Raw genomic sequence first — 26,819 nt, 5'->3', positions numbered from 1 at the left:
CCCATCTCTGAAAGAGAATCCCGACTTTTTTACTTCACTTGTTCTGGCTTATTACCTCAAGGGCATTAGGCACTTAGGAATATTTGCTTATAAGCCAACGTCCGGGCAGGTAAACCCTGATCCCATGGGCCAGGGGTCGGGCTGTTCCATTAAAACGTCCACTTGATTCCTAAGCCAAACGGAATAGAATAGTATCACCTTCGGCCAGAAAGAAAAGTAAGGACTGAACCTAGTGCTTCGCTTTCCTTTCAATATCTTCCAAAGAAAATTGCGAAGGATACTCGTTGCCTTTTTATTCGTTGGGATCTTCGTGATTGTGGATGGCAGGCCGGCTCCGGCTCAAACACCACCCATTACTTCATCCGGACTCAATACTCAGATCAGTGCGCCGAGGCATCTTCCCGGCGGAGCGGTTCAACATGATATTACCGGTGGAACAAGACCGGGTGGCGGAGGCAATCTCTTCCATAGCTTTGGGGAGTTTGGTGTTCCCACGGACAATATTGCCAACTTCCTGAACGATTCGGGGCTTCCGACTTCAAACATCCTTAGTCGCGTCACCGGCGGCAATCCATCCAATATTTTTGGAAATATTCAAACCCAAGGCTTCGGCAATGCCAATCTCTTTTTGATGAATCCCGCTGGAATAGTCTTTGGCCCCAATGCTGCCTTGAACGTGGGCGGGGCCACCCATTTTACGACCGCGGATTATGTGCGACTTGCAGATGGGGCACAGTTTACCGCCCTACCCGGTGCTCAGGATTCTCTTCTCAGCATTGCTCCGATTGCGGCCTTTGGATTTCTCGGTCCGAATCCAGCCGGTATTTCGGTTGAGGGCACCACGTTGTCGGTATCGGAAGGCCAAACGCTTTCGCTCGTAGGCGGCGACATCACCATTGGCCGTAGCAGTCTCACTGCACCCGGAGGGCAGATTGCCCTGGCTGGTGTCGGCTCGCCTGGAGAAATTCTGGCGAACACTTTGGAACAGACCTCCAATATTCATGGGCACACCATGGAGTCGGGTGGCACCATCCGGATCTCGGACCGGTCCGGCATGGATGCCGGCGGAGAACATGGTGGCACGGTGTTGATTCGGGGTGGTCGATTGGTCCTCGATCATGAATCCCAAATCCGTGCCAATACGCTGGGAGCGCAGGACGGTGGCCATGTCGATATTGAGGTAAGCGAGAATGTCCTGGTAGCGGGTACAGGCGTGCAAACGGACACTCCGAGCGGAATATTTGCCAGGACAGAAGGGACCGGGAAGGGGGGAACGATTACGATCAGTGCACATAATGTAAAGTTGACCGATGGCGGACACCTGTCAGTGAGCACCCGAGGGGAAGGTGATGCGGGAACCATTATGGTCACTGCCCCTGATGGCAAGATCATCCTATCCGGGAGTGATATGCGCTTGACTGATTTTTCGCCTGAGGAAGAAGCCGTTAGCGGCTTGTTTGCCAACACGGCGGGAACAGGTCGGGCGGGTACCATCACGGTGCAGACCGGGAATCTCACCATAAGTGAAGGGGCTCGCATTTCGGCCGGCACCTTTGGACGAGGCAGCGGCGATGCCGGAAAAATCTTTATTACCGCTACAGGAGACGTTCTTCTTTCAGGCACACATGCCAATGGCATCGCCTCATCGGGTCTCTTTGCTGGTGCCAGTGAATTGACTCTTCCCGGGAATGGACTTCTTGGTTCCGGCGGAACGATCAACATGACCGGTCAAACTGTCCGGATCCTGGATGGGGCAAAAATACATGTCGCCTCAATAGGACAGGAGCAACCGGACATGCACAGGCTCGATAATGCTCCATCTGCCGGGACCGTGAACATTAAGGCCACCACGCTGGACCTTACTGGAGCCGAAATAGACGGAACGGTCATCGACATTATTCCAAGTGAGATAACCGCCAGCGCGACTGGCCCGGCCTCGGCAGGACACATCCTGTTGGAAGCAGACAATATCACGATTAAAGATGGAGGGGTCGTCACGGCGGAAACGGAATCCACAACCAGAATAGAAAAAGCCGGGGGTATCCGGATACAGGCAAAAGAAAATCTTGTCATCTCGGGAACCGCGGTTCGAACGGAGTTTCCACCGAATCTTCTTCCACAAAACACACTTAACCCCCGATCCGTCGTTCCGAGTGCACTACGTGCTCAGACAAAGGGGGTGAATCGCGGAGGCGATATTCAGATCAGTGCGGAAAACCTATTTGTTGCCGGCGGAGGCCTCATTTCCAATGCGGCTCTAAATGGAGCGGGAGCTGGTGGAAACATACACCTTGACGTGGGAGATACGATTCGATTGTCAGGTGCGTACGAAAAAGTGGACAAGAACAGGACAATTTTTAGAAGTGAGATTTCCAGTGGCACAGAGGGTCCCGGTCGTGGTGGTGACATTACCATCACGGCCCAAAAATGTTGAAATGCTGGATGGTGCATGGATTTCATCAAGAACACGAGGCCGGGGAAGTGGTCATGCCGGCCGGGTGAGTATCACGGCCGAAGAAACTGTTTCTCTCTCGGGTTTCATGAGCGTGTATGATCCAGAAATCAATAACACCAGCAAAACCCAGGAAATATCAAGTCGAATTATTGCGCGCGCAGAGGAACACGACAATCGGCTAGCGGATTTACCTCTTGGTAATGCCGGTGATATTTCGATTACAGCGAAAAATGTGGTGATGAAAGATGGGGCGGAAATCATCGCCCCGTCATCCTCCGGTAGAGTCATCCCCATAACGGATGCCATAGAGGAAATCGTTGCCAACATGCCAAAGGAACAGCGCCCGCGTGCAGGAAATATCACTGTTAAAGCTGACACAATAATCCTATCAGGCGCGCGAACGGTTGGGGGATCGGGGAAATTCGGTTGGGCTCCAACCACCATCCGGGCTGGAGTAATCGGACCGGCAGGAACCGGAAACATTTCGCTAACAGCCAATACTATTGTTATCCGTGATGGAGCCGATGTCACCGCTGAATCTCAATCCGGTACTCCGGGGGTTCAGCGGGGGAACGTGACGATTACCGCCCATGACAGTTTAACTCTTTCCGGATACCTTATGCGTACTGAATTCCCGGAAAATCCAATAGGATCGGATCCCTTTCCTGAAGCCAATGGGCGGACGATTAGACCAACCAGCATTGGGACCAGAACGCACGGAATCAATCAGGCTGGAGATATTATTGTTTCGGCCAAAAATCTGACAATTGCAAATGGCGCGCAAATCACCAATGGCACGACCAATCTTCAGCCTGAGACTGCAGGGCCGGGCGGAAAAATTCTTCTCACAGCTGACAAGCTCATCATGTCGGGTATGGTCCCGTTCCCGGATGCCATCGGTAGACCCCTGCAAAGTAAGATTTCAAGCAGTACTGACGGGGCAGGTGACGCTGGGCAAATTGAGGTTATTTCGAAAACGATAGAAATAAAGAGCGGAGGGCAGATTTCCGCCAGCAGTATCCCTCGCGAGAATGCGATTGACGCGGGAGCAGGAGGCAATATTCGGATAGTGGCGACGGAAAGTTTCCTGGCAAAAGGAGTGGGAATTCTTGAGGGAACCAAGGTTGTCCGAAGTGGAATCTTTAGTAGCACGGAAGGACCTGGATTAGGAGGGAATCTGCGGATTACTGCCCCCGTGTTCAAAATGAAAAATGGAGCCGCGATTAGTGCATCCACGACCGGCACGGGAAATGCCGGAGATATTTTCATTACGGCCAGTGACTCAATCCTGCTTGACAAGGCTTCTGTGACAACAGAGGCGGGGTCGGCGGTGGGTGGAAATATCAAACTCACGGCCGATAACCGCATTGATGTGACCAATAGTCAGGTGACAAGCCGGGTTCAGGAAGGATCCGGGTCGGCCGGAAGTATCAATTTCGACCCCGACTTTATCGTACTCAAAAATAGTCAGGTTTTGAGTACCGCCGTTGCAGGATCCGGAGGTGATATCACCCTCACGGCCAATTCGGCGATTGTGATGGACCCATTCACGTTCTTGGATGCCCGTTCGCAGTTCGGGGGCAACGGCAGGATCAATATTGAATCCCCGGTTCAATTCCTCAGTAGTACCATTGTGCCCTTGCCGCAAAATCTGGTTCCAGTGACGACTTTGTATGGGACCAAATGTGTGGCGGAGCAAGGCCGGTTTAGTTCGTTTGTAAATACCAAGGCCGACACCATCGCGCCTACTCCTGGAACCTTGTTGGCCAGTCCCCTTCTGCCGTTTGCCTCTCATTCTGGTGCTCTGAATTCGTTCGATCTTCATGTAGGTTCAAACAATCGAGCCCAGGCTGTTCCCATTCGCGGGGCGGCATATTCCCCACCGGTTCTCTTTAGCCAAGCCACTGGTCAACGTGCAACATGCCCGTAACCATACTGAAACACTATCTCTCATAACACCTGCATTTCCAAAACTCCGAACTCCATCACCGTGTAGTGGCATGGCCGATACTTTTAATGGACTGATGCGGTCTTAGAAGAAGAGAACATGCAAAACCACAGCACAAAGCGAAATGGCGGAAAGGGCGATCGCCGCAAGACTGAGTTGCAAGGCACGCTGCTGATTGGATGTAGCCACTGAAGCGGCCTGTTCAATGGCCGCAACGGTGCGTTGCAATTGTTCGGCGAGTTCTTTGACATGTGTGGCATTTTGAGAGGCGGCTGCTTGTAATTCGCTAATTTGTTGCTGCAACAGATGCGTCTGATCGGTGGTGGGGGCCGTTCCTTTTTTTGTAAATGCGGGTGCGGTGGCCGAAATAATTGTCCCGATATGTGGAAGAACGGCTTTAAGTGCCGGAATGAGCCATGGTGCCATAAAAATGCCTCACAACAATAAAGGTCTGTCAGGTCGAATGAAGGACTAAAACCAATATGCTGAAAATGTAGACGTTTGTCAAAGACATGGGGATGAAGCTCATGAGACGTTCAATTCAGAATTGGTTGGGACGCGTGCAGTTACGGCGCGGCACCCATCCACTGCGGGAAACGTAAGCCATCCATGACGAATTCATTCGAAAACGGCGCTAATTTCCTATCCCCGTCATTCCAGCAGGGCACGCTCGGCCCGCTGGAGATCATCAGGTGAGCCGAATAACACCACGACATCCCATGCCTCCAGCCTGGCCTCACCTGACGGCATAAGCTGCCGTTGCCCTTGCCGCACCAAAGCGGCGATCGCAACGCCTTTAAGATTCAGTTCATGTAATGAATGTCCCACAAAAGAACTGTCCGGCGGCAGAACCACGGGGCGAAGGCGGTCGACATTGTGTTCTTCCCGTGTGTCAGCCAGAAGGCTATCGCCCAGAAAAAACTCACGTAATAAATGATACCGGCCATTGCGCTGTTCCCGCATACGGCGCGCCACACGGGAGATAGGCACATTCAGCAACACCAAGGCATGTGCGGCGATCATGAGACCTGCTTCCAGTGTCTCCGGCACCACCTCCGTCGCACCAGCTGCACGCAATTCCTCGACATGGGTTTCGTCGCGTGTGCGGACCATGATCGGAAGATCCGGACGTAAGGTGCGAAGATGATGGAGCGTTTTATGAGCCGAGGCCACATCTGCGTGGGCGATCACGACGAGCCGGGCGGTGCCAACACCAACCCCTTCAAGAATGGTGCGTTCCGAAGCATCGCCGTAAAAGACCCCCTCGCCGGCGATATTCGCGTCCTTTACTCTGGACGGATCCAGATCCAATGCCACATAAGGAATTTTTTCTTCTTCCAGTAAGTGGGCCACACTCTGACCGATGCGCCCGTACCCGCAAATAATGACATGGTCACGAAGAGGCCCGAGGGTATCGATACTGATTTGGGGCACCGCGTCCTTCCCCTCCCGGGCCGGACGCGGTGCGCACCAGCGGGCAAGCACCTGGTTATACCGAATAAGAAAGGGGGCAACAATCATTGAAAATAATACAGAGGTCAGCACAATCTGACCGATTTGTGCTTGAACTACACCCACATCCAGTGCAATTGAGAGCAGAGCGAACCCGAACTCCCCTCCTACCGCCAACAGCCATCCAGTCCGCCAGGCAGTCAAGGTGTCCATACCCGATAATCGTACCATCAGCGCCACCAGGGCAGCCTTGATGAGCAATAAGACTGTGGCTCCCACTAATGCCCAATGCCAAATGCCCGGGATTGACGACGGATCGACCAGCATGCCGATCCCGATAAAGAACAGACCCAGCAACACATCGCGGAAGGGGCGAATTGTTGATTCCACCTGATGTCGGAATTCGGTCTCACCCAGCATCATCCCTGCCAAAAAGGCACCGAAAGCCATAGACAGGCCAAGACTACTCGTGGTCCATGCCGAAACCAATGAAACAAACAGAACTGTCAGCGTGAACACTTCCGTAGAGCGTAGCTCTGCAACCAGATAAAATAAGGGACGCATTACCCACCGTCCGGCCAGAAAGACCAGTCCGAACGCAAGGGCTGCCTTTGCAAACGCCATCCCGAGTGAACCGGCCAGGACCACAACTTGGGTATTAGCCATAGCGAGCACAGGGATGACGACCACGAAAGGGACGGCTGTCACATCCTGAAAAACGGACATGGCGATCCCCAATCGTCCGTGCCGGCTATGCTCCTCGCCTTGTTCGATGAGTTGCTTGCTGATAATCGTCGTGGAAGACTGCGCAAAAACCGCTCCCACGACAAAGGCGGCGGCAATGGGTAAGTCCACGAGCCAAGCCAGGAAACCCACCGCAATCGTCGTGAGCAGGACCTGCCCCGTTCCCAGACCCAGTAACTGATGGCGCAAGGCATGGATTTGCGGCATCGAAAAATTCAGACCGATCGTAAACAATAAGAAGACAATCCCGAATTCTGCCAAGGCACGAACCGGTTGTGCCTCGATGACCGGCCCCGGGGTGTATGAACCAAGCAACACGCCAACGAGGAGATAGGCAAGTGGCGAAGGGATATGGAGTCTGTGGAATACAACCACAACGACCACGGCCGTGCCGAGTAAAAAAAGAGACTGGAGAAAAAACGGCTCAATCATTAGGGTCTTTCCGCAAACACAATGCCATACTGGAATGTCTTGGTTGTTGCGTCACCTGGGCCGGCCGCCAGAGACTTGAGGTGATGGCGCCGTTCCTCCAAAATCTATCATGAGAAAGCTCATCACAACTGACGGACGGTCATGCCTACTGGAATTGAACATGCAGCCCAAGAGATGCCACCCCATTCATAGTTACTATTAAGTATGATGTAATGGCAAGAGCCATGTTTTGAAAAAATCCCTTTCAGCAAAAAATTGATTTTGCCGTTCACTGGATATTCGGTAGCGACAACCAACGACGTGCCGAACCAATGCCCCCTGGTGATAGGATGGTGTCTCGCCCTGGTCCTATTTCTTCACAAAGAGATAAATGGCCAAACCCATGAGCATGACCGCAAAAATTTTCTTGAACAGGTCAGTGGGTAGACCTTCAACAAGGCGCGCACCGATTTGTGCGCCGATGATTCCGCCTAGACCGAGCAGGAGGCCATATTTGTAATCCACGTTGGCCATCCTCCCGTGGGCGATCAAGGCCGAGACCGCAATCACCAGGATCCCCACGAATGAGGTGCCGACGGCTTTTTGTGCCGTGAAACCGAGAAATAAGAGCAGGGGGACCATCAAGAACCCGCCACCGAGCCCGGTGAAGGAGGCACCCATACCCACCAATACTCCGCTCGCAATAATAGCTAACGATGTCCCATCCATGAAAATTTTCCTTTTTCGATCTTATTATGTGGAATAAAGAATCAACGGTAACAATGAACCGCCCAGTTGGATGCGAGCGTAATCAATGGGAACAGGTGATGTGCAAAATCCCTTTTCTCCTTCCTTCATCCCAGTAACCATGGCTTTCATAAAGGGGAAACAAGGGTGCACATGGAATGAGTATTAAGACATTCATCCGTTCCTGGCCCCTATCCCTGGAAAGAGACCACCGCATTCCCGTAAGATTGCAAAGCACAACAAGCAATAAATCGAGAGTTTCCGAATTTCAATCATACCCCACCCGACTGTTTGGCGAAATCTCAAAATAAATTCACTCTCTTAACCGAAACGAGGTTTTAATGATTTCTCCCGAATATGACTCACCCCAACCAGTTTCCATGGCTCAATTAGCCGACCCCCATCTTCTGTACCAAAAGAGCGTGCAAAGCCCTGAAGTGGATATACCGTTCCTCACCGAATATTTCGAGAGCTATACCAACACTCCCCTTCGCCAGTTTCGTGAGGATTTCTGCGGAACCGCCTTTTTATCCTCCCATTTCGTGACCCGGCATCCCGACAATCATGCCCTGGGCATTGACCTGGATTGGCCCACGCTGAATTGGGGTATCAAACACAACGTTTCTCATCTGACTCCCGAGCAACAGCAGCGGCTCACCCTCGTGAATGACAATGTCTTAAACGTCCAACACCCTCTCTCGCAACTCACCGTTGCCATGAATTTTAGTTATATGGTGTTTCGTGATCGCCCGACCCTTTTACAATACTTCAGGAATGCCAGACGGTCGATCCAGCCCGGCGGGTTGTTTATACTGGATATCTGGGGGGGGAGCGAAACGCAGGTGGAACAAGAGGAGCATCGAGACATCGACAATCCTGCTGACGACGGCATTGGCGATTTCATCTTCGTTTGGGATCAGGATGTCTTTGAACCCTCCACGTATTTCTGTACCACCCGGATTCATTTTCTCTTCCGCGATGGCAGTGAGCTTCGGAATGCCTTTGTCTATGATTGGCGCTTGTGGACGATTCCCGAAGTCACGGAACTCCTTAAAGAAGCCGGCTTTGAAGACGTGCACTTTCTCTGGGAAGGCCTCAATGCAGAAGCGAATGAAGGGACCGGCACGTATCATCGCGTCGAGAAAGGGGATTCCGACCCCTCATGGATTGCCTATTTAGTCGGAAAGAATCCAGAATAAGGGATGGTGTATCAACTTAGGCTAAGGCCTCATATCTCCAGGTCAATCTTTGCAACCGGCACAACCGCTGTCTGGAATGGTTCCGAAGAAATTGCCATATTCATTTCTTCTGTCCCCCATCTTTTTCCAGCCGGCACCACGTAACTATGGCTCTTTCCCTTTCTGAATGTGAGTCCATTGTCAGGGAATTACGCAAGGGTTTGGTCGGTGGGTTTATTCAGAAAATCCACCAACCCCGGGACTTGACCTTAACCCTCGATATTCGCTCCCAGGGACAGACAAGCCACTTACTTGTGTGCGCGGATGCCCGGTTTGCCCGCCTGCATCTGACCTCTCAGAAGTTTGAGAATCCTCCGACTCCCCTGCCCTTTTGTGCCTTTCTGCGTTCTTATGTGGAGGGTGGACGCATTGCGGAGATCAGCCAAGAGGCAGGAGACCGTATTGTGTTTATCACAATAGCCAAAGCCCAACAGATGTCTGTTTTGGTGATTGCCTTGACCGGCAATCAGGCGAATGTGCATGTCCTAAATGAGAAAAAACTGGTCTTGAGATCCTTACGGGATTCCCGCGTGAAGGCGGGAGAGCGCTATACACCTCCCACGATGCGACCGGGGCCCTCCTCGGAGGCTCTCCCTTCCTCCGCCATGGATGGTCGCATCTTTCAAGACGAGATCGTTATCCAGCAGGAAGGAAAAATTCGTGAACCGCTTTCTAAAGCTGCCACTCAGGGAACAGGTACCTTTGGCGAAATGTTTCCGTTATCGGCGGTACTGGAAGCCCGATATAGGCAGCGAGAACAGGAGGAAGGCCGGGAAACCATCCTTGAGCAGCAACTGGCGCAGGTTCGAAAAGCACTGAAACATGCCAAAAGAAAAATTCAGGCGTTACAAGAAGATTTCAAAAAGACCGAGCGGTTTCGGGAGTATGCCCGGTATGGAGAACTGTTGAAAAGTCATCTCCATGAGATCAAAAAGGGACAAGAGGCCATCACGATTGTTGATTATTATGATCCGGCCCTGCCGACCCTGACGCTCCCGCTTGACCCGGCTAAGGATGCGGTGTGGAACATGGAAGATTACTTTCGGAAATATCATAAATATATCGGGGCCCAGGAACATCTCCAACCCCGCGTAGAGGAGGCCCAAAAAGAGGTGGCCCGATTGGAGAGGAAGTTGTCTCAGCTAGAACAAGGGATTGTGGATCCTGAGGTCTTACCAGAAACGAAGAAAAAACCAGCTTCCTCGATTCCCCAGGGGACGGGGGTATCCAAAGGCCGACCGGCTCCAGCCCAGGGCTACCGGACGTATATCTCTGCCGATGGGCTTCCTATTTTAGTCGGAAAAACGGCGAAGGATAATGATCATCTGACATTGAAGGTCGCCAATCCGGATGATCTCTGGCTTCACGCTCGAGGGACACCCGGTTCGCACGTGGTTGTCCGCTTGGAGAAGGGCGCCATGGTGCCTCCGGAGACATTAAAGGATGCGGCGACGCTGACCCTGTGGTTTAGTGACTTGCGAAAATGCGGCAAAGGGGAAGTGATTTATACGTTGCGGAAATTCGTCAGGAAAGGCAAAGGCTTCAAACCCGGTTCCGTCACGGTGGAGAGAGAGAAATCACTCTGGATTGAATTAAAAGAAGATCGATTGAATCGGTTGAAAGGCGCCACCAACTAGAATATTTATTGGTTGGTAAAATAGATGAGCATACCAATGCGGCAATCGACTGAACGACGTGAGCCTGGGTTATTGAAAACGGATTGGATGAGTTGGTTGCCCGGAAAAAGTGAACTCACGAGGGAGTGATTGACCGAACAGCCTCCATTGAGGGCCTAAGGTAGACGAGCGGGGGGACTTTCATCGGATTCAGGGGAAACACCACCAGCGTCAGACCCATGATCACTGAGGAGCTGCTCGATAATGGTTTGAAATTTCGCCAGCGGTTGAGCTCCACGGATAATCGTTCCGGTGATGGAGTCTCCTGAGCCGCTTTTCCCAATAAAGAACGATGGGGTTCCTCTAATTCCCGCAGCTCCGCCATCATCAACGTCCTTCTGAATAGCAACTTGGTATTTCCCGCTATCTAAGCATTCCACGAACGTCGTAGAATCCAGTCCGAGGTCCGCCGCATATTGTTTCAACGAGGGAACGGTGAGATCATTCTGGTTTTGAAACAACGCATCATGCATCTCCCAGTATTTATTGAATTCTCCGGCGCAGTGCGCACTTTCATGAGCCTTTCCCGCTTGTTGATGAATGCTGCTCAAGGGAAAATCTCTGAAGACATACCGAACTTTTCCTGTATCAATATACTCACGTTTGAGCACAGGGAACACCGTCAATGAATACCGTTGGCAAAATGGGCATTGATAGTCCGAGAATTCCACGATCGTCACCGGCGCATCGGTTTCCCCCAGCATCGCACCCCCGGTCACACCCACGGTGCCAGTGCTTTTCTCGGGACTTGGCCGTTTTATCGCACTCTGAAGGATGCTCTTAATTTCAGCAAGATCCTTCTTCACCTGCTCCATATCCTCACGAAGGACTCTGACATCGTCTTCAACTACGGCCTGGCCGGGTCCAGGATTAATCATGAGCAGACCTACACACACCAGCAGGCCGATCAGTCCTCGGAAGATCCTGTTTTTTTCTCCTGGGCTGTTCTCCGGTTTCTTAATTCCCTGAATTCGTCGATTCATGTCCGCCTTTTCATAGCTTGCAATAAAGAGTTGCCCATTCATCGCACAGCCTGCCGTGCAAATGTTATTACAACCCACCTCGATTAAAACCCACTCTCAAAGAGAAGGTAACAAATCATGGGCTGAAGATCGAGGGATTCAATGAGATTGTTCATCACCGATTACACAACCACGGGAAAGCGAGCTCGACGAGAATTTCCTTGACTTTTCCTGCCGACCGATTAAAAATCCGGTTTATTCCGGTCAGATAGATGAACTTACAGGGAAGGCATCACATCAGATGCGTTGCACAATTGCGGATAAACGGCAATATACCAACAGGAAAAGCCTGATGAGTATTGTATAGAAAAAAATCCTGGTGCGCATCGGATTCGAAGCCTACGATCCGTTTACAAGGAAAAAAGCTGTAGAAAGATCATTAAGAAAGTGATCCACAAAAACCGGAAGCATTTCGAAGCGCTAGAATTTGTGGCTTAGGAATGTCCGGAATGGAGGTTGAATATGAAACACTTCATCAGTTTAGGCTTGGGTTGGCGGGAAGCGAGCCACTTATTTCTCGGATTGAGTATTCTTTTGGGTATCATGCTGGCGAATGGCAATGATCTCTATGCCGGCGACAGGGATCACCGTGACGGGATTTCTTCAAAGACCAATCCCAGTAACTATGGACATCGATATAGTAAGTCGATCCTCCGTGGCGTGAGACTCAGTGATGTATATACTTTCAATGATACGGTAACCACAGATTTTGGTCCTGCGTATGCGAATGTCTGGACGTCCGCAGCGAATTTTCTGCAATGTACCCCGCCATCCGGCAGACCATTTTCTTATGCCCTGTGCTATTACTCAGGCCCCGATGCCCCGACAGGGAATAGTGATGAAAACCCCTCTTTGCCCTGCACGCTTTCCCCTGATGGAACATTGGCTAATTGCACGTGTTTCGAAATCTCTACTGATGAGGTATCTCCTAAGATGTCCTACCTCGTCGATATTCATGCCATTTCCAATTTGGATATCTATCAGGAAACAGTTGAAGCCTGCGGAGAACAAGGAGCAGAATGCCTGAATAGCGGAAGAATCCCACCGGTATGTGAAGCGATCAATACCAATTTACTGGTTCCCGGCGCCGACCTGATATCCGTGTATTCAGAACGGTACAAACGCGATTACGTCAGCATGGGAGAAGACACTTCGACAGAGTGTACAGATAGAAGGGATCAAGGTGTCTATGCGGGTTGCATGACAGCGCCTTGCTACCGCACGGGAGAAAAAGATGCGGCCGGCCGTAACCTTGTGGAGTGCAAATGTCCGGTCTATGATGGACCGTTCCAAATTGGTCAAGGAGATCAAAGTTGCAACGCAAACGACCCGCCTCCCGTCACCACTTCCTCCCGTGCCAAAAAGCGCCATGGACGAGGCGACAATGTCTGGTCGGCAGCGTATAACCCCGCCGGTGGCCCAATAATACTCACCGACCTCCCCTGCATACCTGATTCACCTGGGGATAGTGGATGCCCTCTGTTCAACCCGGAAACAGACTACAAAATTGGATCCTGATGGGGCGCTCTGTCAAAGTGTCTGCGGTTATTATGAATCAAGCAACGAAAATAATCCCAATGATCCCAACATTCAGTTGGGGTATTCCTGCGATGCAACCTTATGCACCACCGTGGGGATCGGACAGAACGGCCCCCCGCCGGACCATCAAACTGAAGCTCAGTTATTGGGAGAGGCCTGCAGCGGCATCCAGGATATGAATGGATTGACAGAAATCACGTTGGTCGAGGCACTAGCCGAATGTAGTTGCTGTGCCAGCCAAATTTGTGGGTGCGATAATATCAACGACCAGACAAATGCGGCGATCGTGAACCTCAATGCCGAACAGACCAGCGCCGGCATTATGACCCAATGCGAAATTAATCACACCCTCTGTGGAAACTAATTCGCTGTCCGGAACGCCTAAATGATTCCGCGAACATAGTCTGGATGTAGAGGGACGGTATCCAACAAGGACAAATAAAAGATTTGCTCTGAAAAGGACGGAAACGAAATGTTACCATCGAAACATCTTGTTGCCATGGTGTCGTGTGCGGTCATTTTGGTCACCGCATTCTATGGTGAATCCACGGCAAAGGGTGGAGATTCGAAGCCACAATCTTCTCAGTGGGCCTGGCTGGGAGAAAACGGCGGCACCTACTGGTACGTGCCATCTGAGTATCTTAAGGCCTACACGTGGGACACGGATGATCCCAGCAATCCAAATACGACTGTGCCAATTGATGACCAGACGGTCTGGCATATCGAGAAATTCGATGACGGATTTTTCTTCGGGCCTGTAGTTGTCAAATTTGAAGGCCAGCCTCCTCTCTGTCAATACATGATCGGCTCGGTGACACCTGGACCACCGAGTACACCAGGTCAACCAGGCGGGCGAGTGGAAATCTCCTTCAATGGCATAACGGAGCTTCCCGGCCCGAAAAGCCCAACCATTACGACTGGCACCGGCGAACTCGTCAAACAGCGTGGCTCATGGACGTTCCTCATGCAAATGGCATCGGGAACTCAATCAACCCAGGTCGCACATTGGGCAGACATGCAGCAATGTATTGCCGGCGCTGATCAGCCATGCTGGGTCGACGTTTTGCCGGGCAAGGGGGTGGACAAAACGATTCAAGAGTTGCTCGCGGACTGCGATGCCATTTAGCGGAGACCGGTTTATCCAAAGCATAGTTGGGACATTAAAATGAGTCGCAGCAAGTAACGGGGGTAATGATTAGTAGGTTTAGCCTTGGCCTTTTCAACATTTTTACTGCTCTGCAAGAAACTTCGAAACTCTGGCACATGCCTATCGTTTTCGTTTGAGGCAAGACGAAGTTGGACAATCACTCTAAATTGAGGAAGTAAGGGAAGATGAACAGATTAAAGACCGTGCGAAGCATCATGATTTGTTGGCTAATCCTGAGTCTGTCCGGCTGCGCCATACCATCAAAAAAGGCGACGGATCCCCTGACACCCACCGAGCAATTGTTATTCAGCTCAGCAATCAACAAAGGCCTGAAGAATTATGATGTGGGCTTTCTCAAAGAAGCATCAATCCTCCTGACCGCTACAGATCTGAGGGTGGACCAGAGTTTAAATGGAGATGCCATCAATCATCACATGAGGCAGGTCGTGGCCGGTTGGCTAGGAAAACAGGGAGTGATCATTCGGGAAGAAGAAGAGGATGCAACCTATCGTGTGCATTTAATCGTTGAGTCTATAGGGACGACCCAAAACGCGAGGTTGTTGGGGCTACCGGCCACTCAGGCAACGATATTTCCCATAGCCACACCCGAATTGGCTTTCTATAAACGTGTGAAAAGCCAGGGCTATGTGCGCTTTTATTTTGATATTTTCGACAGAGCATCCGGTCGTTTTGTGCTCTCAACCGAGCCGCAGGTAGGATCGGTGACGCAAACTGTTTATACGGCATTTTTCTTTTTCAACTGGAGAGAAACCGATATGGAGGCCTCACCGCCGATATTTGAAAATAATTAGATGAAAAAATAAGAGTCAGGCCAATCTCACGACCATAGAGAGATTATTCACCTGGAGATTTTCCTGGCCCTATATGAGGGACAGGATCCGAATGTCAGACCAAAGCCGAAACTCAGTTTACCCGGCGATGACAGAGCGAATTTTCGGCTGAACCGTTTACGATGGTCCTTTCAGGACGTTGAGCCGGGTGAGCATTCCTCGATGATAGAGTCCATCATCCGCCACATGGGGCAACACATGGCAATGGAAGAGCCACGTGCCCAAATTTGATGGGACGAATTCGACCACTTTTATCTGAGCGGAAGCCAGGCTGACGACCCCATTGTAATCCTTGTCAATGGGAGTCAGATCATCCGGGTCAAGAACGGTCCATTTAACACCGTGCATATGGGGCGCATGGACCTCTGCACCGACATTGGCCATAACGAGGCGAACCGTCTCTCCAACCTTGGCGGTCAAGGGTTCTTCGTCCGGCGTGGATTTGGAATTGATCGTATGCGTGTCGTACCGTCCATCGCCATCTATGTCCCACTCGTCCCAAACTGTCAGTATTTCGCGGTCCACCTTAGGCCAGGCAGGATCTTCTACAATAAAAAAACCATACATCCCATGGTCCATATGATTAGCCGTATCGAAGTGACAGTGGTAGAGGTAATAACCTGGTGCAGCCGGAGTCCATTCATAGGTGTAGCTCTCTCGGGGCATCTGTAACTGTTCCTTGCCCAATTCCCGAATACCGTTCCCATCCATATTGAAGGGGTGTACCCCATGAAAGTGCATACTATGAGGCAACACATGCGTATTTTTAAAATGGACTCGCACCCTGGTCCCCATGGGTACTCGAATAACCGGACCCGGAACCGTGGCTTCCTGACCTTCAAATCCAAATGCCCAGACGGTCACTTCTTTTTTGGGTTGGCCTAACAGTTCAATGGTCTTTTCCTGAACAACCACCGTAAAATCTCTGACCGGCTGCGTTTTGGCGAGTGCCGTTCCATCAAGTGCCATCGCCAACAGCATACAACCGGTGAGGTGAATAGGCCGGAGCCACTTGTCCCACCACGATTTCAGTCCCATCGCCATGCCTCCTTTTCCTGGTTAGCTCATGCGCATACGGGCGCTGTGGATTGCACCACGCATGAGATCCACCGCTTCATTAGGTGAGCATCATAAGGATTTACAGGACTCAATGAAAGGGTGTTCTTACGCTCCAGAGTAATTAAGGGCACCGGCCAAGACAGAGGCATGTGTCCACCTCCACAACCCAATCATCCTTATTCTGACATGGCCTCATTGACTTGGCATCCCACCAAAAATAGACTCAGATATCCTTCGGACATTGACTTCGACTCCCCATTGTGGGGAGAGAAGGACCCTCCAGACGAATTGCGTTATGAAGAATGGCTCCGTCATACAACCATGTCGGGAATAGATGCCTTGTTGACATGTCGCAAGGAACGTGGCCCATTACCTTCCATCGGCCCTATCGGGCCAAGAAAGTTATGTTGGCGTGTTTGAGGTAGTACGGAAAGCCGGAACGACGGTCTTGATCGGCTCCGCGATCGCCGTGCTCCTATCTTTCATTCAAGTTACTGCAGTTGGAGGAACTGAAGGGGGCCCTCTGATTGGAGCCCTCTCTGACACAACGCCCGCCAACCAGTCAGGTCAACCCGATGAAGCGTCTCCGGGATTAAACCGGGAAATTTTAGATCAAGGAACCACCGAGCAGCGTGCGATCATGCGACCTGATGGATCAATACGCGTGCTGCGAAAAAGTCCTTTCACCATCGAAAACACGATTGACGGACCTCGATGGTTGCATCTGGGGGTTGAACATCGCACGCGGTACGAAACCTATAATGAGCCGTTTCGCCTCAATCAGGTTGGCAGCGATCAGCAGCTTCCCCTTCATACCCTCGTGCGATTGGGAATCCGATATGATCCGATCCGTTTCTTTACGGAATTTATCGATGCCCGCGCCTTCCTAACCGACAACGGATCCACAATTCCGAGCGGGACTGAAGATCAAACAGACATCCTCCAACTCTATGGAGGCTTGGGCTCGTCGAATCTCCTCGGACTCGGAGTCCCGGCCGAACTCACGGTTGGGCGTTTCACCATGGATTTCGGTAACCGACGATTAATCAGAAGAGGAAACTTCCGGAATGTCCCGGTTTCATTCACCGGCCTCCATTTGGCGCTGGGAGAAGAGAAATTACATCTCCGAAGCTTTGTCGTCGAACCGGTTTTCCAATTTGAAAATAAAGGCGATACTGAAGAACACGGAACGATGTTCTGGGGATTTTTTCTTGGGCAGCGACAGATCTCCTGGCTCCAAACCGATCTGTATGTGTATTTTCTCAATGAAACAGATCGCCCCCCCAATACCGACAGTCGAAGGCGTCATTTCCAGACACCGGGGTTACGCGTCTTTAAACCGAATGCCGTAGGACAGATGGATTACGAAATTGAATCAATCTGGCAATTCGGGAATCTGGCGGAAGCACCCGGGAGCGCTCAGACGCTTGATCATTTTGCCCATTTCCAGCATGTGGAGGTCGGCTATACCTTCGATATCCCTTGGACTCCCCGATTTTTGGTCCAATATGATTATGCCAGCGGTGACCGCAATCCCAACGACAATAAGGATCAACGATTCGATACCCTCTTTGGAGGTGTGAACTTCGAATTAAATCCGGCTGGTATTTGGGGCCCCTTCCGTCGTTCGAATATCAACTCGCCCGGTTATCGTCTGCACCTGACACCCAGTAAGGATTTTTCCTTCTTTGTGGCGCATCGTTTTTTCTGGCTTGCCCAGGCCAAGGACCAATGGGTCGGGACGGGCCTACAAGATCGCTCTGGCAAAGCCGGAAAATTTCTGGGACAACACTTCGAGGCACGAGCTCATTGGATCGCGACAGAAAACGTGGTATTTGAAACGGGCTTAGCGTATTTATTGAAAGGAAGTTTCATTGAAAACCTGCAACAACCGGGAAAACCCAATAACAAGAATTCAACGTATTTCTATGTTTCCACGACATTAACATTTTAATGCTGTCATGGCGGAATGTCCTTCGAGGACACGAGGCAGGTCGTTCAATTGGCTTGTAAAAATCATTGGCAAGAGATCAGGTTGGTTCTCACCTGAAGGGGCCAGGCCCTATTGATTCTGGATCAGAACAGTGGTGCCTTGTCCGGGTCATGCCCTTTCGGATAGTCATGAATTCGATCGGGAAAATCCGGACGAGGTTGGCTTAAAATAAATGCGGCTAGATCATAGGCCTCATCCTTCGTGAGCGTGTCTCCCTGGTCTCGCGGCATGTTGTGCCTGATGAATGCGGCCAGCGTGGGAATTCGTGCCATACCAGCCCCATTGTTAAAAGAATATGGACCCCATAAATGAGGAGCAACCGCGGTGTCTTCGCTATGAAGCCCATGACACACCGCACACTTCGCCGTAAACAGCTTCTTTCCTTGGGTTGGATCCGGCGGCCGGGTTGGCTCAATGCGTGGGAACCCGCGTTCTGGAATTTCAATCCCAACTGGAATTCCCTCAGACAGCCAGGCCATGTAACTAACCAGTGCCGTCATCTCTTTGCTGTCATATGGAAGAGGCTTGCCGTTCATGCTTCGTCGGAAGCAGGAATTAATTCTCATTTCGAGGGTCGTGACCTTGTCATTCTTTGTTCGATAGATGGGATATAGGGAATACAGCCCTACGAAGGGGGCGGCATGGGGAGTTCGCCCGGCACCAAGGTGGCAATTCTGACATGTCAGACTGTTTCCGACATACTCTTTTAAATGCTGCTGCGTGTGGACAATAAGTTCAAATCCGTACCGAATGGCCTCGCCCTTTGGGCCTGCAGGAACATCATCGACCGATGGAAGAGTACCCCTGTGTAAGAACTTCGCGGCGGGATCTCCGTGGGTGACATCCGTCACCTTCACAGGATTGCCTTCAGCTCCACCTGCAAAGGCCAATTGGAATGGCGAAAAAAGCACCACGATTAAAAGAGCAAGGAGAAGGACAGGAAGTCTCCATGCAGAAAGACCTGTGCGGACCATAAATACCCCATTCTTCTTACCGATCAACTAACGCTGATTGATAGTTGCTGAGTATAGACCAGGCTAAAAGCCCGGTAAAGTCACTTACCGCTTCGGTCCATTCCTGCCACACGTCAGCTTTTCAATACACCTGTTTGCTAGGCGAAGAAATTTCCCAACCAAGATGAAATGAAGAAGGTCCTGTCGGCTTACCGTCAAGAGGCAGCGGGAAGAACTTCCCAACAAACAATCCAGACCCTTAATGGAAGAGCGATTCCTCTTTGCTTATGAACGTACACGACACTTGGCAGCGCTAGTCCAACCACGCATACAATTCATGGGCGTCAAGGGCTTTCGCCCACAACCACCCTTGCCCCTTTTCAATCCCGATAGCCCGAAGAAAGTCCGCTTGTTCCGGGGTCTCAATGCCCTCGGCAACAATATCCACCTTGAGAATAGTGGCCAAGGCTGCAATCCCACGCACCAGACGTTCCGCCGCAACATTGGTTCCCAACTGCTGAATAAAGGATTGGTCAATTTTAAGGGTATCCACTTCCAAGTCAATGAGTTGTTGCAGTCCTGAATGCCCGGTGCCGAAGTCATCAATGGCCACTTTGGCACCCAATTGCCGAGCCAGGCGGATGGCATCCCGGCCTTTCTCATTGAGTGCTTGCCGTTCAGTGATTTCCCCGGTGAGCTGTGGGAGATGGGGTATCAAACCTAATTTTTCCAGCACCGGCAAGATCTTGTTTTTCCCCATCACAATGGGGGGCAAATTCACGCTTACTGAAAACGTGGGATGTTCGAGCAGCAGGGTGCCTAAATCCGCTTTAAGACAGGCAAACATACAGGTGGTTAACTCTAAGGCTAAGTCTTCCTGCGATTCGAACTCGTCAATGACGGGTTCTATACTGATCTCACGTCCGCCATCCGCTCGCCACCGGGCAAGGGCTTCACAGCCAACGATACGATTTGTGGTGAGATCAATGATCGGTTGATACTTAGCGAAAATGGAAGACCGAACGGTATGAGTAGAAAGAGTAGACATGACTGGTGAGCGTTTTTGTGTATGGATTGAACCCTCAAGATCCAGCAGATGATGAAATCACGGCTGGTCAAGTCCAGACAGTGTCATCCTACCTCAATTAGCTAGACGACTGCGAGCGAGCGATCTCTTTCGTCCTCAACATACGAGATAAAGTTGGAGGAGTCATACAGACACAACGCATGGTTTGTTCAGACTGGTCCATTCAACTAAGCGAGAGGCGAAAAGTTTGCTGTTAAAAACTTTGGCGTGATACCAGGAGAGGGTGTCTTACCTGAGTATTTGGTCGGGGCGAGAGGATTTGAACCTCCGACATCCTGCTCCCAAAGCAGGCGCGCTACCGGGCTGCGCTACGCCCCGACTCTTGTGCTAGATGGCGATGTGTGGTGAGAAGACTCTTGGCATTGGTCACCGCTTGAGCGCGATGGCTGATTCGATTTTTTTCTGCAAAGGTCATCTCGGCTAGTGTTTTTCCTAATTGAGGAACATAGAATACTGGATCATACCCGAATCCACCCGTTCCATGAAACTCCTGGGTAATAATTCCCTCTAACACGCCTTCAACCGTTTCCGTCTCACCATCCGGGTTGGCCAGGGCCACCACGGTGATAAAACGGGCGGTTCGCTGGTCCGAAGGCACCCCGTGTAATTCCTGCAACAGTTTTTGACAGTTATCCTCGTATGTTGCATGCTCGCCGGCGTATCGGGCCGCATAAACCCCTGGACGTCCCTGTAACGCATCCACTTCCAACCCGGTATCGTCCGCCAAGGCCCAGTGTCCGGTATATTTGGCTGTGGCCACGGCCTTTTTCACGGCATTGGCCTGACAGGTAAGCCCATCTTCATTAACAGCCGGAAAATCAGGAAATTCATTCAAGGTGAGCATGGGTATGCCCACATCATTGAGAATGGACTGAATTTCCTCAACTTTATGCCGATTCCCGGTTGCCAGAACTAAAGAATCAATGACCATCACCCTTATCCAACTTAGGCAATAGAGCCGATAAGCTCCTTCTGCAGGGTAATCAAGCGTTGAATCCCTTCCCATCCCAAGGCCAAAAAATCATCCAAATCTTTTTTGGAAAATGGAGATTGTTCGGCGGTTCCCTGCACCTCAACCATCCGCCCATTCCCGGTCATGACTAAATTCATATCCACGTCTGCTTGAGAGTCTTCGTCGTAGGCCAGGTCTAACCGGATCTCCCCGGCAATCTTTCCAATACTGATGGCCGCCAAATAATCCAGAAGCGGGCATTGCTTGATCAGCCCTTTCTCTTTCAAAGTCGTAAAGGCATCAGCCAGGGCAATGTAGGCACCCGTGATAGAGGCAGTCCTGGTTCCCCCATCCGCTTGAATCACATCACAATCAATCCAAATGGAGCGTTCTCCCATTTGATGCATATCCGTGACGGCCCTGAGCGATCTTCCCACCAGCCGTTGAATTTCCAGGGTTCGTCCACCCTGCTTGCCTTTGCTGGCTTCACGGGACATCCGGTCATGGGTCGACCGGGGCAACATCCCATACTCAGCGGTAATCCAGCCTTGTCCTTTGTCCCGTAAAAAAGGGGGAACCTTTTCTTCCACCGAGGCCGTACACACGACCTTGGTCTCTCCCATTTCAATAAGCACCGATCCTTCGGCATATTTGGTAAAGGGACGAGTAATTTTGACAGGCCGCAGTTCATCCGCCCGTCGATTATCTGTACGCGGGATTCCAAGTGTCGGTAACATTATTCCTCACATTAAAAAAAAGGGTTGAATTATAAAGAGGGCTCCTGCAAAACACAAATACACCACACACCTTGTCACATGAGGTTGAAAGAATGGCTGATCTATTTGGATGGCGAAGACGCACAATCTACATCGTTAATTTTGGGAGCCAGATGAATCATTTTTACGATCCTGAACGACATACCAGCGAAAGAACAGCAATCCCGCTATGATCAAACTCACCACGACAACAAACACGTCTTCATGAGGAAAGAGATACGGCATGGATGCTAGGCTGCGGCGGAAATGATAAAGGTTTTCTAGTTTGCATTCATTGACTGAGATGGGGACTCATGATAGATTCGGTCTCCCTGCCAGGCCACCATGCACGATATCCGAATCCTTAGCGACCAACTCGACTCTCTCCGCTCCCAACTCGGTGCCCGGGCTGGCGATATTCCCTGGGAAACCGTCCAGACCTTAGCGGCCCAACGACGTGTCCTCATCACCCAAACCGAAGAGCTTCGTCACCAGCTCAAAAAAGGATCGGATCAGATTGCCGAACTGAAGCGTAACAAACAACCGTGCGAGGATGCCACAACCGCTCTTCGAGAAATTCGCGACCGCATCCAGACCATGGACGTGGAATTGCGCACCACCGAAGAACAATTACAAGGCCAAGCTCTTAGGATCCCCAATATTCCTCACGAATCAGTTCCGCCAGGGAAGGACGAACACGAGAACATTGAAGTGCGAAAATGGGGAATTCCACCGGAATTTTCCTTTCCGGCCAAATCCCATCAGGACCTGGGAGAAGCCCTCGGCATACTCGATTTCAAACGGGCCACCAAAATTGCCGGAGCCAGATTTTGCGTGTCGATGGGCCTGGGGGCGTTATTGGAAAGAGCGCTGGCCAATTTCATGCTTGATTGTCACATCCAGGAACATGGCTACACGGAAGTGCTTCCACCTATGCTCGTCAACCGGCCCACGATGACCGGGACCGGCCAGTTACCAAAGTTTGCCGAAGATCTCTTTCATTTTCCTGAAGAAGATTTCTTTCTCATTCCCACGGCAGAAGTTCCCGTCACCAACCTGCTGCGAGAGGAAATCCTGGACGCAGAACAACTCCCATTACGCCTTGTGGCCTATACCTCCTGTTTTCGGCGGGAGGCCGGATCCTATGGTAAGGACACCCAAGGCCTGATTCGCATGCACCAATTCCAAAAAGTGGAACTGGTCAACTTTGTTCGTCCGGAGGACTCCTATGACCAGCTGGAACGCCTGACCCAAGCCGCGGAATCCATTCTCCAAAAATTGGCCCTCCCCTATCGTGTTGTCGCGTTATGCTCCGGTGACCTGGGATTTTCTGCGGCCAAAACATATGATCTTGAAGTCTGGCTTCCTTCACAACAGCGGTATAGAGAAATCTCCTCCTGCAGTAACTTTGAAGCGTTTCAAGCCCGTCGTGCCAATATTCGATTCCGCTCTAAAAAGGACAAACCTCAATTTCTGCACACGTTAAACGGATCAGGTCTGGCCATTGGACGAACAGTGGTCGCCATTTTGGAAAACTATCAGCAAGCCGATGGGACCGTGCATATCCCTGAAGCCTTGCAACCCTATATGAAGGGAGTCGACGTCATCCGTCCGGTTCCTTTTCCATAAGTGAAATTTTGATGAACCCTTTCCTCATGTGGGATCTTCGAGCTCGTGGATGACCCAAAAAATTTTAGTGGAGTCCCACCAAATTTCTTTATGCTAGAGAATTCACATTCCCGTTTCAGTCGGCTACTATAGCCTTGGATGGAGAGCTTTATGAGATTCATTGCATCCCGTGTCAAATGGAACGTCTTCAGGCAATTGGAGTTAGGGCCGCAATTGGGTGAAAATCAGTCCTACCAACAATCCTCAAGTTTTTGAATCTAAAAAATTCGGAGGGGTGCTAGAGTGGTCGAATAGACCGGTCTTGAAAACCGGCGTCGTGAAAGCGACCGTGGGTTCGAATCCCACCCCCTCCGCCAGCAACTAAACGACGTACTGAATTCTAAAATCACCAATTGGTCCAAGAGGCACGCAATAACTGAGTGGGATTCGAACGGGGGTATTGAAGGGGGTGTGCCCCCTTCATGGGGTGACCGAAGCCTGGCGAAGGCACGAGTGGGCATGGCCCCCTAGTGGGAGTGTGGGGATAGCCAGACCCGCACGACTTCGAATTCCCACCCCCTCCGCCAGCCTTCGCCAAGGCTTCGGCTGGCAAGCCAGCACAGAAGAGAGCCAAAATTCCACCGAGTAAAATACCGGCGAAAAGAGGGCGAAGGCTGTCCCCCGAAACTTTAGTGAATTAGGACACAACCACTCTTAAAAAATAGAATATACTGTTCACTATATCCCCATTAAGGAGCACACATGTCGAAGACTCTTCCATCCTGGGACCTTCAAGGTCTCTTGCGCCATCCGACCAAAGACTTCAAGCGGATCACCAACAAGCTTGACTCCCTCATTTCCGAACTCGAGGCAACACGACCGCAGTTATCCCCGGATATTTCTGCCGCCCGTTTCAAGAAAATCTGGGAGCAATACGAAACCGTCACCGAGTACATGACGACGTTGCGGGCCTTTTCGTTTTTATGGTTTTCAGAAAATACGAAAAATCAAGAAGCCCGCGCATTTGACACCCAGGTACGAAACAGACTGACAGACTGTTCTAATCGACTGGTCTTTCTTGACCTCTGGTGGCAAAGCCTCGATCCCACCAATGCGGCCCGGCTAACCGCAAAAGCCGAGCGGTTTCGGTACCATCTGGAGACCCTGACTCGTTTCACACCCCATACCTTGAGTGAGCCTGAAGAACGGATTTTAACCATTAAAAGTACGACCGGTCGCCAGGCTCTCGAAACATTGTATGGCGTCACCACGAATAGTTTGACATTTCCCATGAAAGTGAAAGGCCGGACGACCCGTCTGACCCGCGAACAACTCATGGGATATGTCCGGCATCCCCTGCCTTCTGTTCGTCGAGGAGCCTACCACGCGCTATTCAAGGTTTATGGTGAACACCGGGATGTCCTTGGAGAAATGTATAAAAGCCTGGTTCAGGATTGGGGAAATGAAGGCCTCACCTTGCGGCATTACGCTTCTCCTATGGCCGTGCGCAATGTCACGAATGATGTCCCCGAAAAAGCCGTCGATGCTCTGCTCAAAACCTGCCGAAAGAATGCCGTCATTTTCCAGGAATATTTTCGGTTAAAGGCACGGCTACTGAAGATAAAACAGTTTCAACGTTACGATCTCTATGCTCCCTTCGCGGCGAAGAAATCCAAATATTCTTTTGCCCGGGCGAAAGAGATAGTGATGGAAGCGTATCAAGCCTTTTCCCCGGAATTGGCCCAACGGGCGAAGCGGGTTCTTGAAGAGAATCACCTTGATGCCGCGATTCGGCCCGGCAAAATGGGCGGAGCTTTTTGCTATAGCGTGCTCCCCACGCAGACTCCTTATGTCCTGGTAAATTTCACCGGAGAGCCCCGTGATGTCTCGACCTTAGCACATGAACTGGGTCATGCCGTCCACGCGATGATGGCAAGGGAGCATTCCATCTTCACGTTTCATTCGTCGCTCCCTCTGGCGGAAACGGCCTCTGTGTTTGGCGAGCACCTGCTCTCCGATTTACTTCTCCAACAGGAAAATGACCCGAAGGTCAGGGCGGGACTTCTTGTCGATCAACTCGACGATGCGTATGCCACCATTATGCGACAGGCCTACTTTGTTCAATTTGAACGGCAAGCCCATCACATGATTCAACAAGGCGCGACCATAGATGCTCTCGCTCAAACCTATCTGACCCTTCTTCGTGAGCAATTCGGGCCTCGCCTACCCGTGGACAAGGAGTTTCAATGGGAATGGTTAGCCATTCCTCATATCTTTGCCAGTCCGTTTTATTGCTACGCCTACAGCTTTGGCAGTCTATTAGTCTTGTCGTTGTTTCAACGCTATCAAGCAGAAGGGCCTTCATTCGTCCCTCGATACCTGCAATTGCTGTCAGGAGGTGGGTCGGCCAGTCCTCAAGACCTGCTCAAACCCCTACAGGTAGATATGAACTCTACGACATTCTGGCAGGCGGGATTTACACGGATCCGTGGGCTAGTTACTGAACTGGAACGAAGTATGCCGTGAACGTTTTGGACGACATCCCGCGATGTCTGAGAGGCTGTTGAATATTTCTCATATTTTGCCTTAGATGAATGACGGAAACCCCAACGAGGAAAAATAAGGGAGTGTTCAAAATGGCTCGTCCAGCAAGGCCGCAGCCGCTTGGGCGAGCGTAGCGTACGGAGAAGTACGTGAGCACGTTCAAGCGGCGAGAACGCCGCTGGCGGCATTTTTCAACACTCGCTCTAGGAAATTCCAGCTTGGCGCTGAAGCCACCGAACATAGCCAATAATCTGCGTGACGTCATCTGCAGTCACGCCTTCGATCTTCGGCATGTTCCCAAACTTCCAATGGTGGGCTTTGACCCCTTGAGCCGCAGCCCGCTGAAACGCGAAATCCGCATGGTGACTGGGCTCATAGATTTTATTCACCAAGGGGGGACCTTGAGCCGTTCCCACGGCCTGCACTCCATGGCAGGGAGAACAAAATGTATTGAATTTTGTCTCGCCGTCTTTGAATTCTTCTGGCAGGTCTTTCTCTACCGATACTTGGGCGATGGTAGCAGGCGGAGAGGATTCCCGGGCATTCGTCCCATTCTCAGAACATCCAACGACAACCCAACAAAGAACCCCTGCCACACCGCTGAGTATTGTTCGCCTATAATGATTGTTCATGTCCAC

General features: G+C 51.1%; 21 protein-coding genes and 2 tRNA genes. 12 read left to right on the top strand and 11 right to left on the bottom strand.

The genetic code is table 11. The annotated features are described in order from the left end of the window. Positions 1–232 precede the first annotated feature (232 nt). Positions 233–2,434, top strand: coding sequence for a two-partner secretion domain-containing protein (locus PP769_RS14320; RefSeq protein ID WP_312641293.1), 2,202 nt, complete (start codon positions 233–235; stop codon positions 2,432–2,434). After that, complete coding sequence (locus tag PP769_RS14315; protein ID WP_312641291.1) at positions 2,376–4,385, top strand: hypothetical protein; 2,010 nt, start codon at positions 2,376–2,378, stop codon at positions 4,383–4,385. The genes PP769_RS14320 and PP769_RS14315 overlap by 59 nt, the downstream gene beginning before the upstream one ends. A 102-nt stretch (positions 4,386–4,487) precedes the next feature. On the opposite strand, the gene PP769_RS14310 is transcribed toward PP769_RS14315, so the two are convergent. The 3 genes from PP769_RS14310 to PP769_RS14300 all read right to left on the bottom strand — a co-directional run bounded on the left by PP769_RS14310 (position 4,488) and on the right by PP769_RS14300 (position 7,739). Further along, entirely contained in the window at positions 4,488–4,829 is a 342-nt protein-coding gene (locus PP769_RS14310) for a hypothetical protein (protein WP_312641289.1), read from the bottom strand. 225 nt (positions 4,830–5,054) lie between these two features. Beyond that, positions 5,055–7,031, bottom strand: a complete 1,977-nt coding sequence (locus tag PP769_RS14305) for a monovalent cation:proton antiporter family protein (protein ID WP_312641287.1) — start codon at positions 7,029–7,031, stop codon at positions 5,055–5,057. A gap of 348 nt (positions 7,032–7,379) precedes the next feature. Next, a complete protein-coding gene (locus tag PP769_RS14300; RefSeq protein ID WP_312641285.1) occupies positions 7,380–7,739 on the bottom strand; it encodes a sulfite exporter TauE/SafE family protein in 360 nt (119 codons plus the stop codon). 359 nt (positions 7,740–8,098) lie between these two features. On the opposite strand from PP769_RS14300, the gene PP769_RS14295 reads away from it, so the two are divergent. Together PP769_RS14295 and PP769_RS14290 are read left to right on the top strand one after the other, a co-directional pair. After that, positions 8,099–8,956: a class I SAM-dependent methyltransferase gene (locus tag PP769_RS14295; protein ID WP_312641282.1), complete on the top strand. Its 858-nt coding sequence runs from the start codon at positions 8,099–8,101 to the stop codon at positions 8,954–8,956. Positions 8,957–9,102: 146 nt separating this feature from the next. After that, positions 9,103–10,632, top strand: coding sequence for an Rqc2 family fibronectin-binding protein (locus PP769_RS14290; protein ID WP_312641280.1), 1,530 nt, complete (start codon positions 9,103–9,105; stop codon positions 10,630–10,632). A gap of 155 nt (positions 10,633–10,787) precedes the next feature. On the opposite strand, the gene PP769_RS14285 is transcribed toward PP769_RS14290, so the two are convergent. Next, positions 10,788–11,654 (bottom strand): DsbA family protein, encoded by an 867-nt coding sequence (locus tag PP769_RS14285; protein ID WP_312641278.1) that lies wholly within the window; start codon positions 11,652–11,654, stop codon positions 10,788–10,790. A gap of 501 nt (positions 11,655–12,155) precedes the next feature. Here PP769_RS14285 and PP769_RS14280 point away from each other — a divergent pair. The 4 genes from PP769_RS14280 to PP769_RS14265 all read left to right on the top strand — a co-directional run bounded on the left by PP769_RS14280 (position 12,156) and on the right by PP769_RS14265 (position 15,191). Beyond that, positions 12,156–13,211, top strand: coding sequence for a hypothetical protein (locus PP769_RS14280; RefSeq protein WP_312641276.1), 1,056 nt, complete (start codon positions 12,156–12,158; stop codon positions 13,209–13,211). Further along, complete coding sequence (locus tag PP769_RS14275; RefSeq protein ID WP_312641274.1) at positions 13,201–13,596, top strand: hypothetical protein; 396 nt, start codon at positions 13,201–13,203, stop codon at positions 13,594–13,596. The genes PP769_RS14280 and PP769_RS14275 overlap by 11 nt, the downstream gene beginning before the upstream one ends. A gap of 108 nt (positions 13,597–13,704) precedes the next feature. Further along, positions 13,705–14,358, top strand: a complete 654-nt coding sequence (locus PP769_RS14270; RefSeq protein WP_312641272.1) for a hypothetical protein — start codon at positions 13,705–13,707, stop codon at positions 14,356–14,358. A 206-nt stretch (positions 14,359–14,564) separates the two neighbouring features. After that, a complete protein-coding gene (locus PP769_RS14265; protein ID WP_312641270.1) occupies positions 14,565–15,191 on the top strand; it encodes a hypothetical protein in 627 nt (208 codons plus the stop codon). A gap of 156 nt (positions 15,192–15,347) precedes the next feature. On the opposite strand, the gene PP769_RS14260 is transcribed toward PP769_RS14265, so the two are convergent. After that, the gene (locus PP769_RS14260) at positions 15,348–16,268 is read right to left on the bottom strand and encodes a multicopper oxidase domain-containing protein (RefSeq protein WP_312641268.1); all 921 of its coding nucleotides are present in this window, start codon (positions 16,266–16,268) and stop codon (positions 15,348–15,350) included. A gap of 433 nt (positions 16,269–16,701) precedes the next feature. Between PP769_RS14260 and PP769_RS14255 the strand changes: the two genes are divergently transcribed. Continuing rightward, a complete protein-coding gene (locus tag PP769_RS14255) occupies positions 16,702–18,243 on the top strand; it encodes an alginate export family protein (RefSeq protein ID WP_312641266.1) in 1,542 nt (513 codons plus the stop codon). A 122-nt stretch (positions 18,244–18,365) separates the two neighbouring features. Here the strand turns inward: PP769_RS14255 and PP769_RS14250 are convergent, their stop codons facing one another. The 5 genes from PP769_RS14250 to rph form a co-directional block, all read right to left on the bottom strand. Continuing rightward, a complete protein-coding gene (locus PP769_RS14250; RefSeq protein WP_312641264.1) occupies positions 18,366–19,256 on the bottom strand; it encodes a c-type cytochrome in 891 nt (296 codons plus the stop codon). Positions 19,257–19,548: 292 nt separating this feature from the next. Beyond that, positions 19,549–20,283, bottom strand: a complete 735-nt coding sequence (locus PP769_RS14245) for an EAL domain-containing protein (RefSeq protein ID WP_312641262.1) — start codon at positions 20,281–20,283, stop codon at positions 19,549–19,551. A 280-nt stretch (positions 20,284–20,563) separates the two neighbouring features. Then, positions 20,564–20,640: transfer RNA gene (locus PP769_RS14240), tRNA-Pro, on the bottom strand. Then, positions 20,618–21,253 (bottom strand): XTP/dITP diphosphatase, encoded by a 636-nt coding sequence (locus PP769_RS14235; protein WP_312641260.1) that lies wholly within the window; start codon positions 21,251–21,253, stop codon positions 20,618–20,620. Before PP769_RS14235 ends, PP769_RS14240 begins: the two co-directional genes overlap by 23 nt. 14 nt (positions 21,254–21,267) lie before the next feature. After that, the gene (gene rph, locus PP769_RS14230) at positions 21,268–21,993 is read right to left on the bottom strand and encodes a ribonuclease PH (RefSeq protein ID WP_376753449.1); all 726 of its coding nucleotides are present in this window, start codon (positions 21,991–21,993) and stop codon (positions 21,268–21,270) included. A gap of 381 nt (positions 21,994–22,374) precedes the next feature. Between rph and serS the strand changes: the two genes are divergently transcribed. The 3 genes from serS to PP769_RS14215 all read left to right on the top strand — a co-directional run bounded on the left by serS (position 22,375) and on the right by PP769_RS14215 (position 26,163). Continuing rightward, positions 22,375–23,658 (top strand): serine--tRNA ligase, encoded by a 1,284-nt coding sequence (gene serS / locus PP769_RS14225; RefSeq protein ID WP_312641256.1) that lies wholly within the window; start codon positions 22,375–22,377, stop codon positions 23,656–23,658. A 268-nt stretch (positions 23,659–23,926) separates the two neighbouring features. Further along, positions 23,927–24,014: transfer RNA gene (locus PP769_RS14220), tRNA-Ser, on the top strand. A gap of 385 nt (positions 24,015–24,399) precedes the next feature. Continuing rightward, complete coding sequence (locus PP769_RS14215; protein WP_312641254.1) at positions 24,400–26,163, top strand: M3 family oligoendopeptidase; 1,764 nt, start codon at positions 24,400–24,402, stop codon at positions 26,161–26,163. 221 nt (positions 26,164–26,384) lie between these two features. Here the strand turns inward: PP769_RS14215 and PP769_RS14210 are convergent, their stop codons facing one another. Further along, the gene (locus PP769_RS14210; protein ID WP_312641252.1) at positions 26,385–26,813 is read right to left on the bottom strand and encodes a c-type cytochrome; all 429 of its coding nucleotides are present in this window, start codon (positions 26,811–26,813) and stop codon (positions 26,385–26,387) included. Positions 26,814–26,819: the final 6 nt, after the last annotated feature.

Origin of the sequence: Candidatus Nitrospira allomarina, assembly GCF_032050975.1 — a bacterium.
Taxonomy (GTDB): domain Bacteria; phylum Nitrospirota; class Nitrospiria; order Nitrospirales; family UBA8639; genus Nitrospira_E; species Nitrospira_E allomarina.
Note: the sequence above shows the minus strand (reverse complement) of the source record. Positions and strands in the feature narration are given on the sequence as shown.

Excerpts from the sequence above, each read along its gene's own strand:
- PP769_RS14310 (WP_312641289.1), bottom strand. The coding sequence starts at position 4,829 with ATGGCACCATGGCTCATTCCGGCACTTAAAGCCGTTCTTCCACATATC.
- PP769_RS14305 (WP_312641287.1), bottom strand. The coding sequence starts at position 7,031 with ATGATTGAGCCGTTTTTTCTCCAGTCTCTTTTTTTACTCGGCACGGCC.
- PP769_RS14300 (WP_312641285.1), bottom strand. The coding sequence starts at position 7,739 with ATGGATGGGACATCGTTAGCTATTATTGCGAGCGGAGTATTGGTGGGT.
- PP769_RS14295 (WP_312641282.1), top strand. The coding sequence starts at position 8,099 with ATGATTTCTCCCGAATATGACTCACCCCAACCAGTTTCCATGGCTCAA.
- PP769_RS14290 (WP_312641280.1), top strand. The coding sequence starts at position 9,103 with ATGGCTCTTTCCCTTTCTGAATGTGAGTCCATTGTCAGGGAATTACGC.
- PP769_RS14285 (WP_312641278.1), bottom strand. The coding sequence starts at position 11,654 with ATGAATCGACGAATTCAGGGAATTAAGAAACCGGAGAACAGCCCAGGA.
- PP769_RS14280 (WP_312641276.1), top strand. The coding sequence starts at position 12,156 with ATGAAACACTTCATCAGTTTAGGCTTGGGTTGGCGGGAAGCGAGCCAC.
- PP769_RS14270 (WP_312641272.1), top strand. The coding sequence starts at position 13,705 with ATGTTACCATCGAAACATCTTGTTGCCATGGTGTCGTGTGCGGTCATT.
- PP769_RS14265 (WP_312641270.1), top strand. The coding sequence starts at position 14,565 with ATGAACAGATTAAAGACCGTGCGAAGCATCATGATTTGTTGGCTAATC.
- PP769_RS14260 (WP_312641268.1), bottom strand. The coding sequence starts at position 16,268 with ATGGGACTGAAATCGTGGTGGGACAAGTGGCTCCGGCCTATTCACCTC.
- PP769_RS14250 (WP_312641264.1), bottom strand. The coding sequence starts at position 19,256 with ATGGTCCGCACAGGTCTTTCTGCATGGAGACTTCCTGTCCTTCTCCTT.
- PP769_RS14245 (WP_312641262.1), bottom strand. The coding sequence starts at position 20,283 with ATGTCTACTCTTTCTACTCATACCGTTCGGTCTTCCATTTTCGCTAAG.
- PP769_RS14235 (WP_312641260.1), bottom strand. The coding sequence starts at position 21,253 with ATGGTCATTGATTCTTTAGTTCTGGCAACCGGGAATCGGCATAAAGTT.
- serS (WP_312641256.1), top strand. The coding sequence starts at position 22,375 with ATGCACGATATCCGAATCCTTAGCGACCAACTCGACTCTCTCCGCTCC.
- PP769_RS14215 (WP_312641254.1), top strand. The coding sequence starts at position 24,400 with ATGTCGAAGACTCTTCCATCCTGGGACCTTCAAGGTCTCTTGCGCCAT.
- PP769_RS14210 (WP_312641252.1), bottom strand. The coding sequence starts at position 26,813 with ATGAACAATCATTATAGGCGAACAATACTCAGCGGTGTGGCAGGGGTT.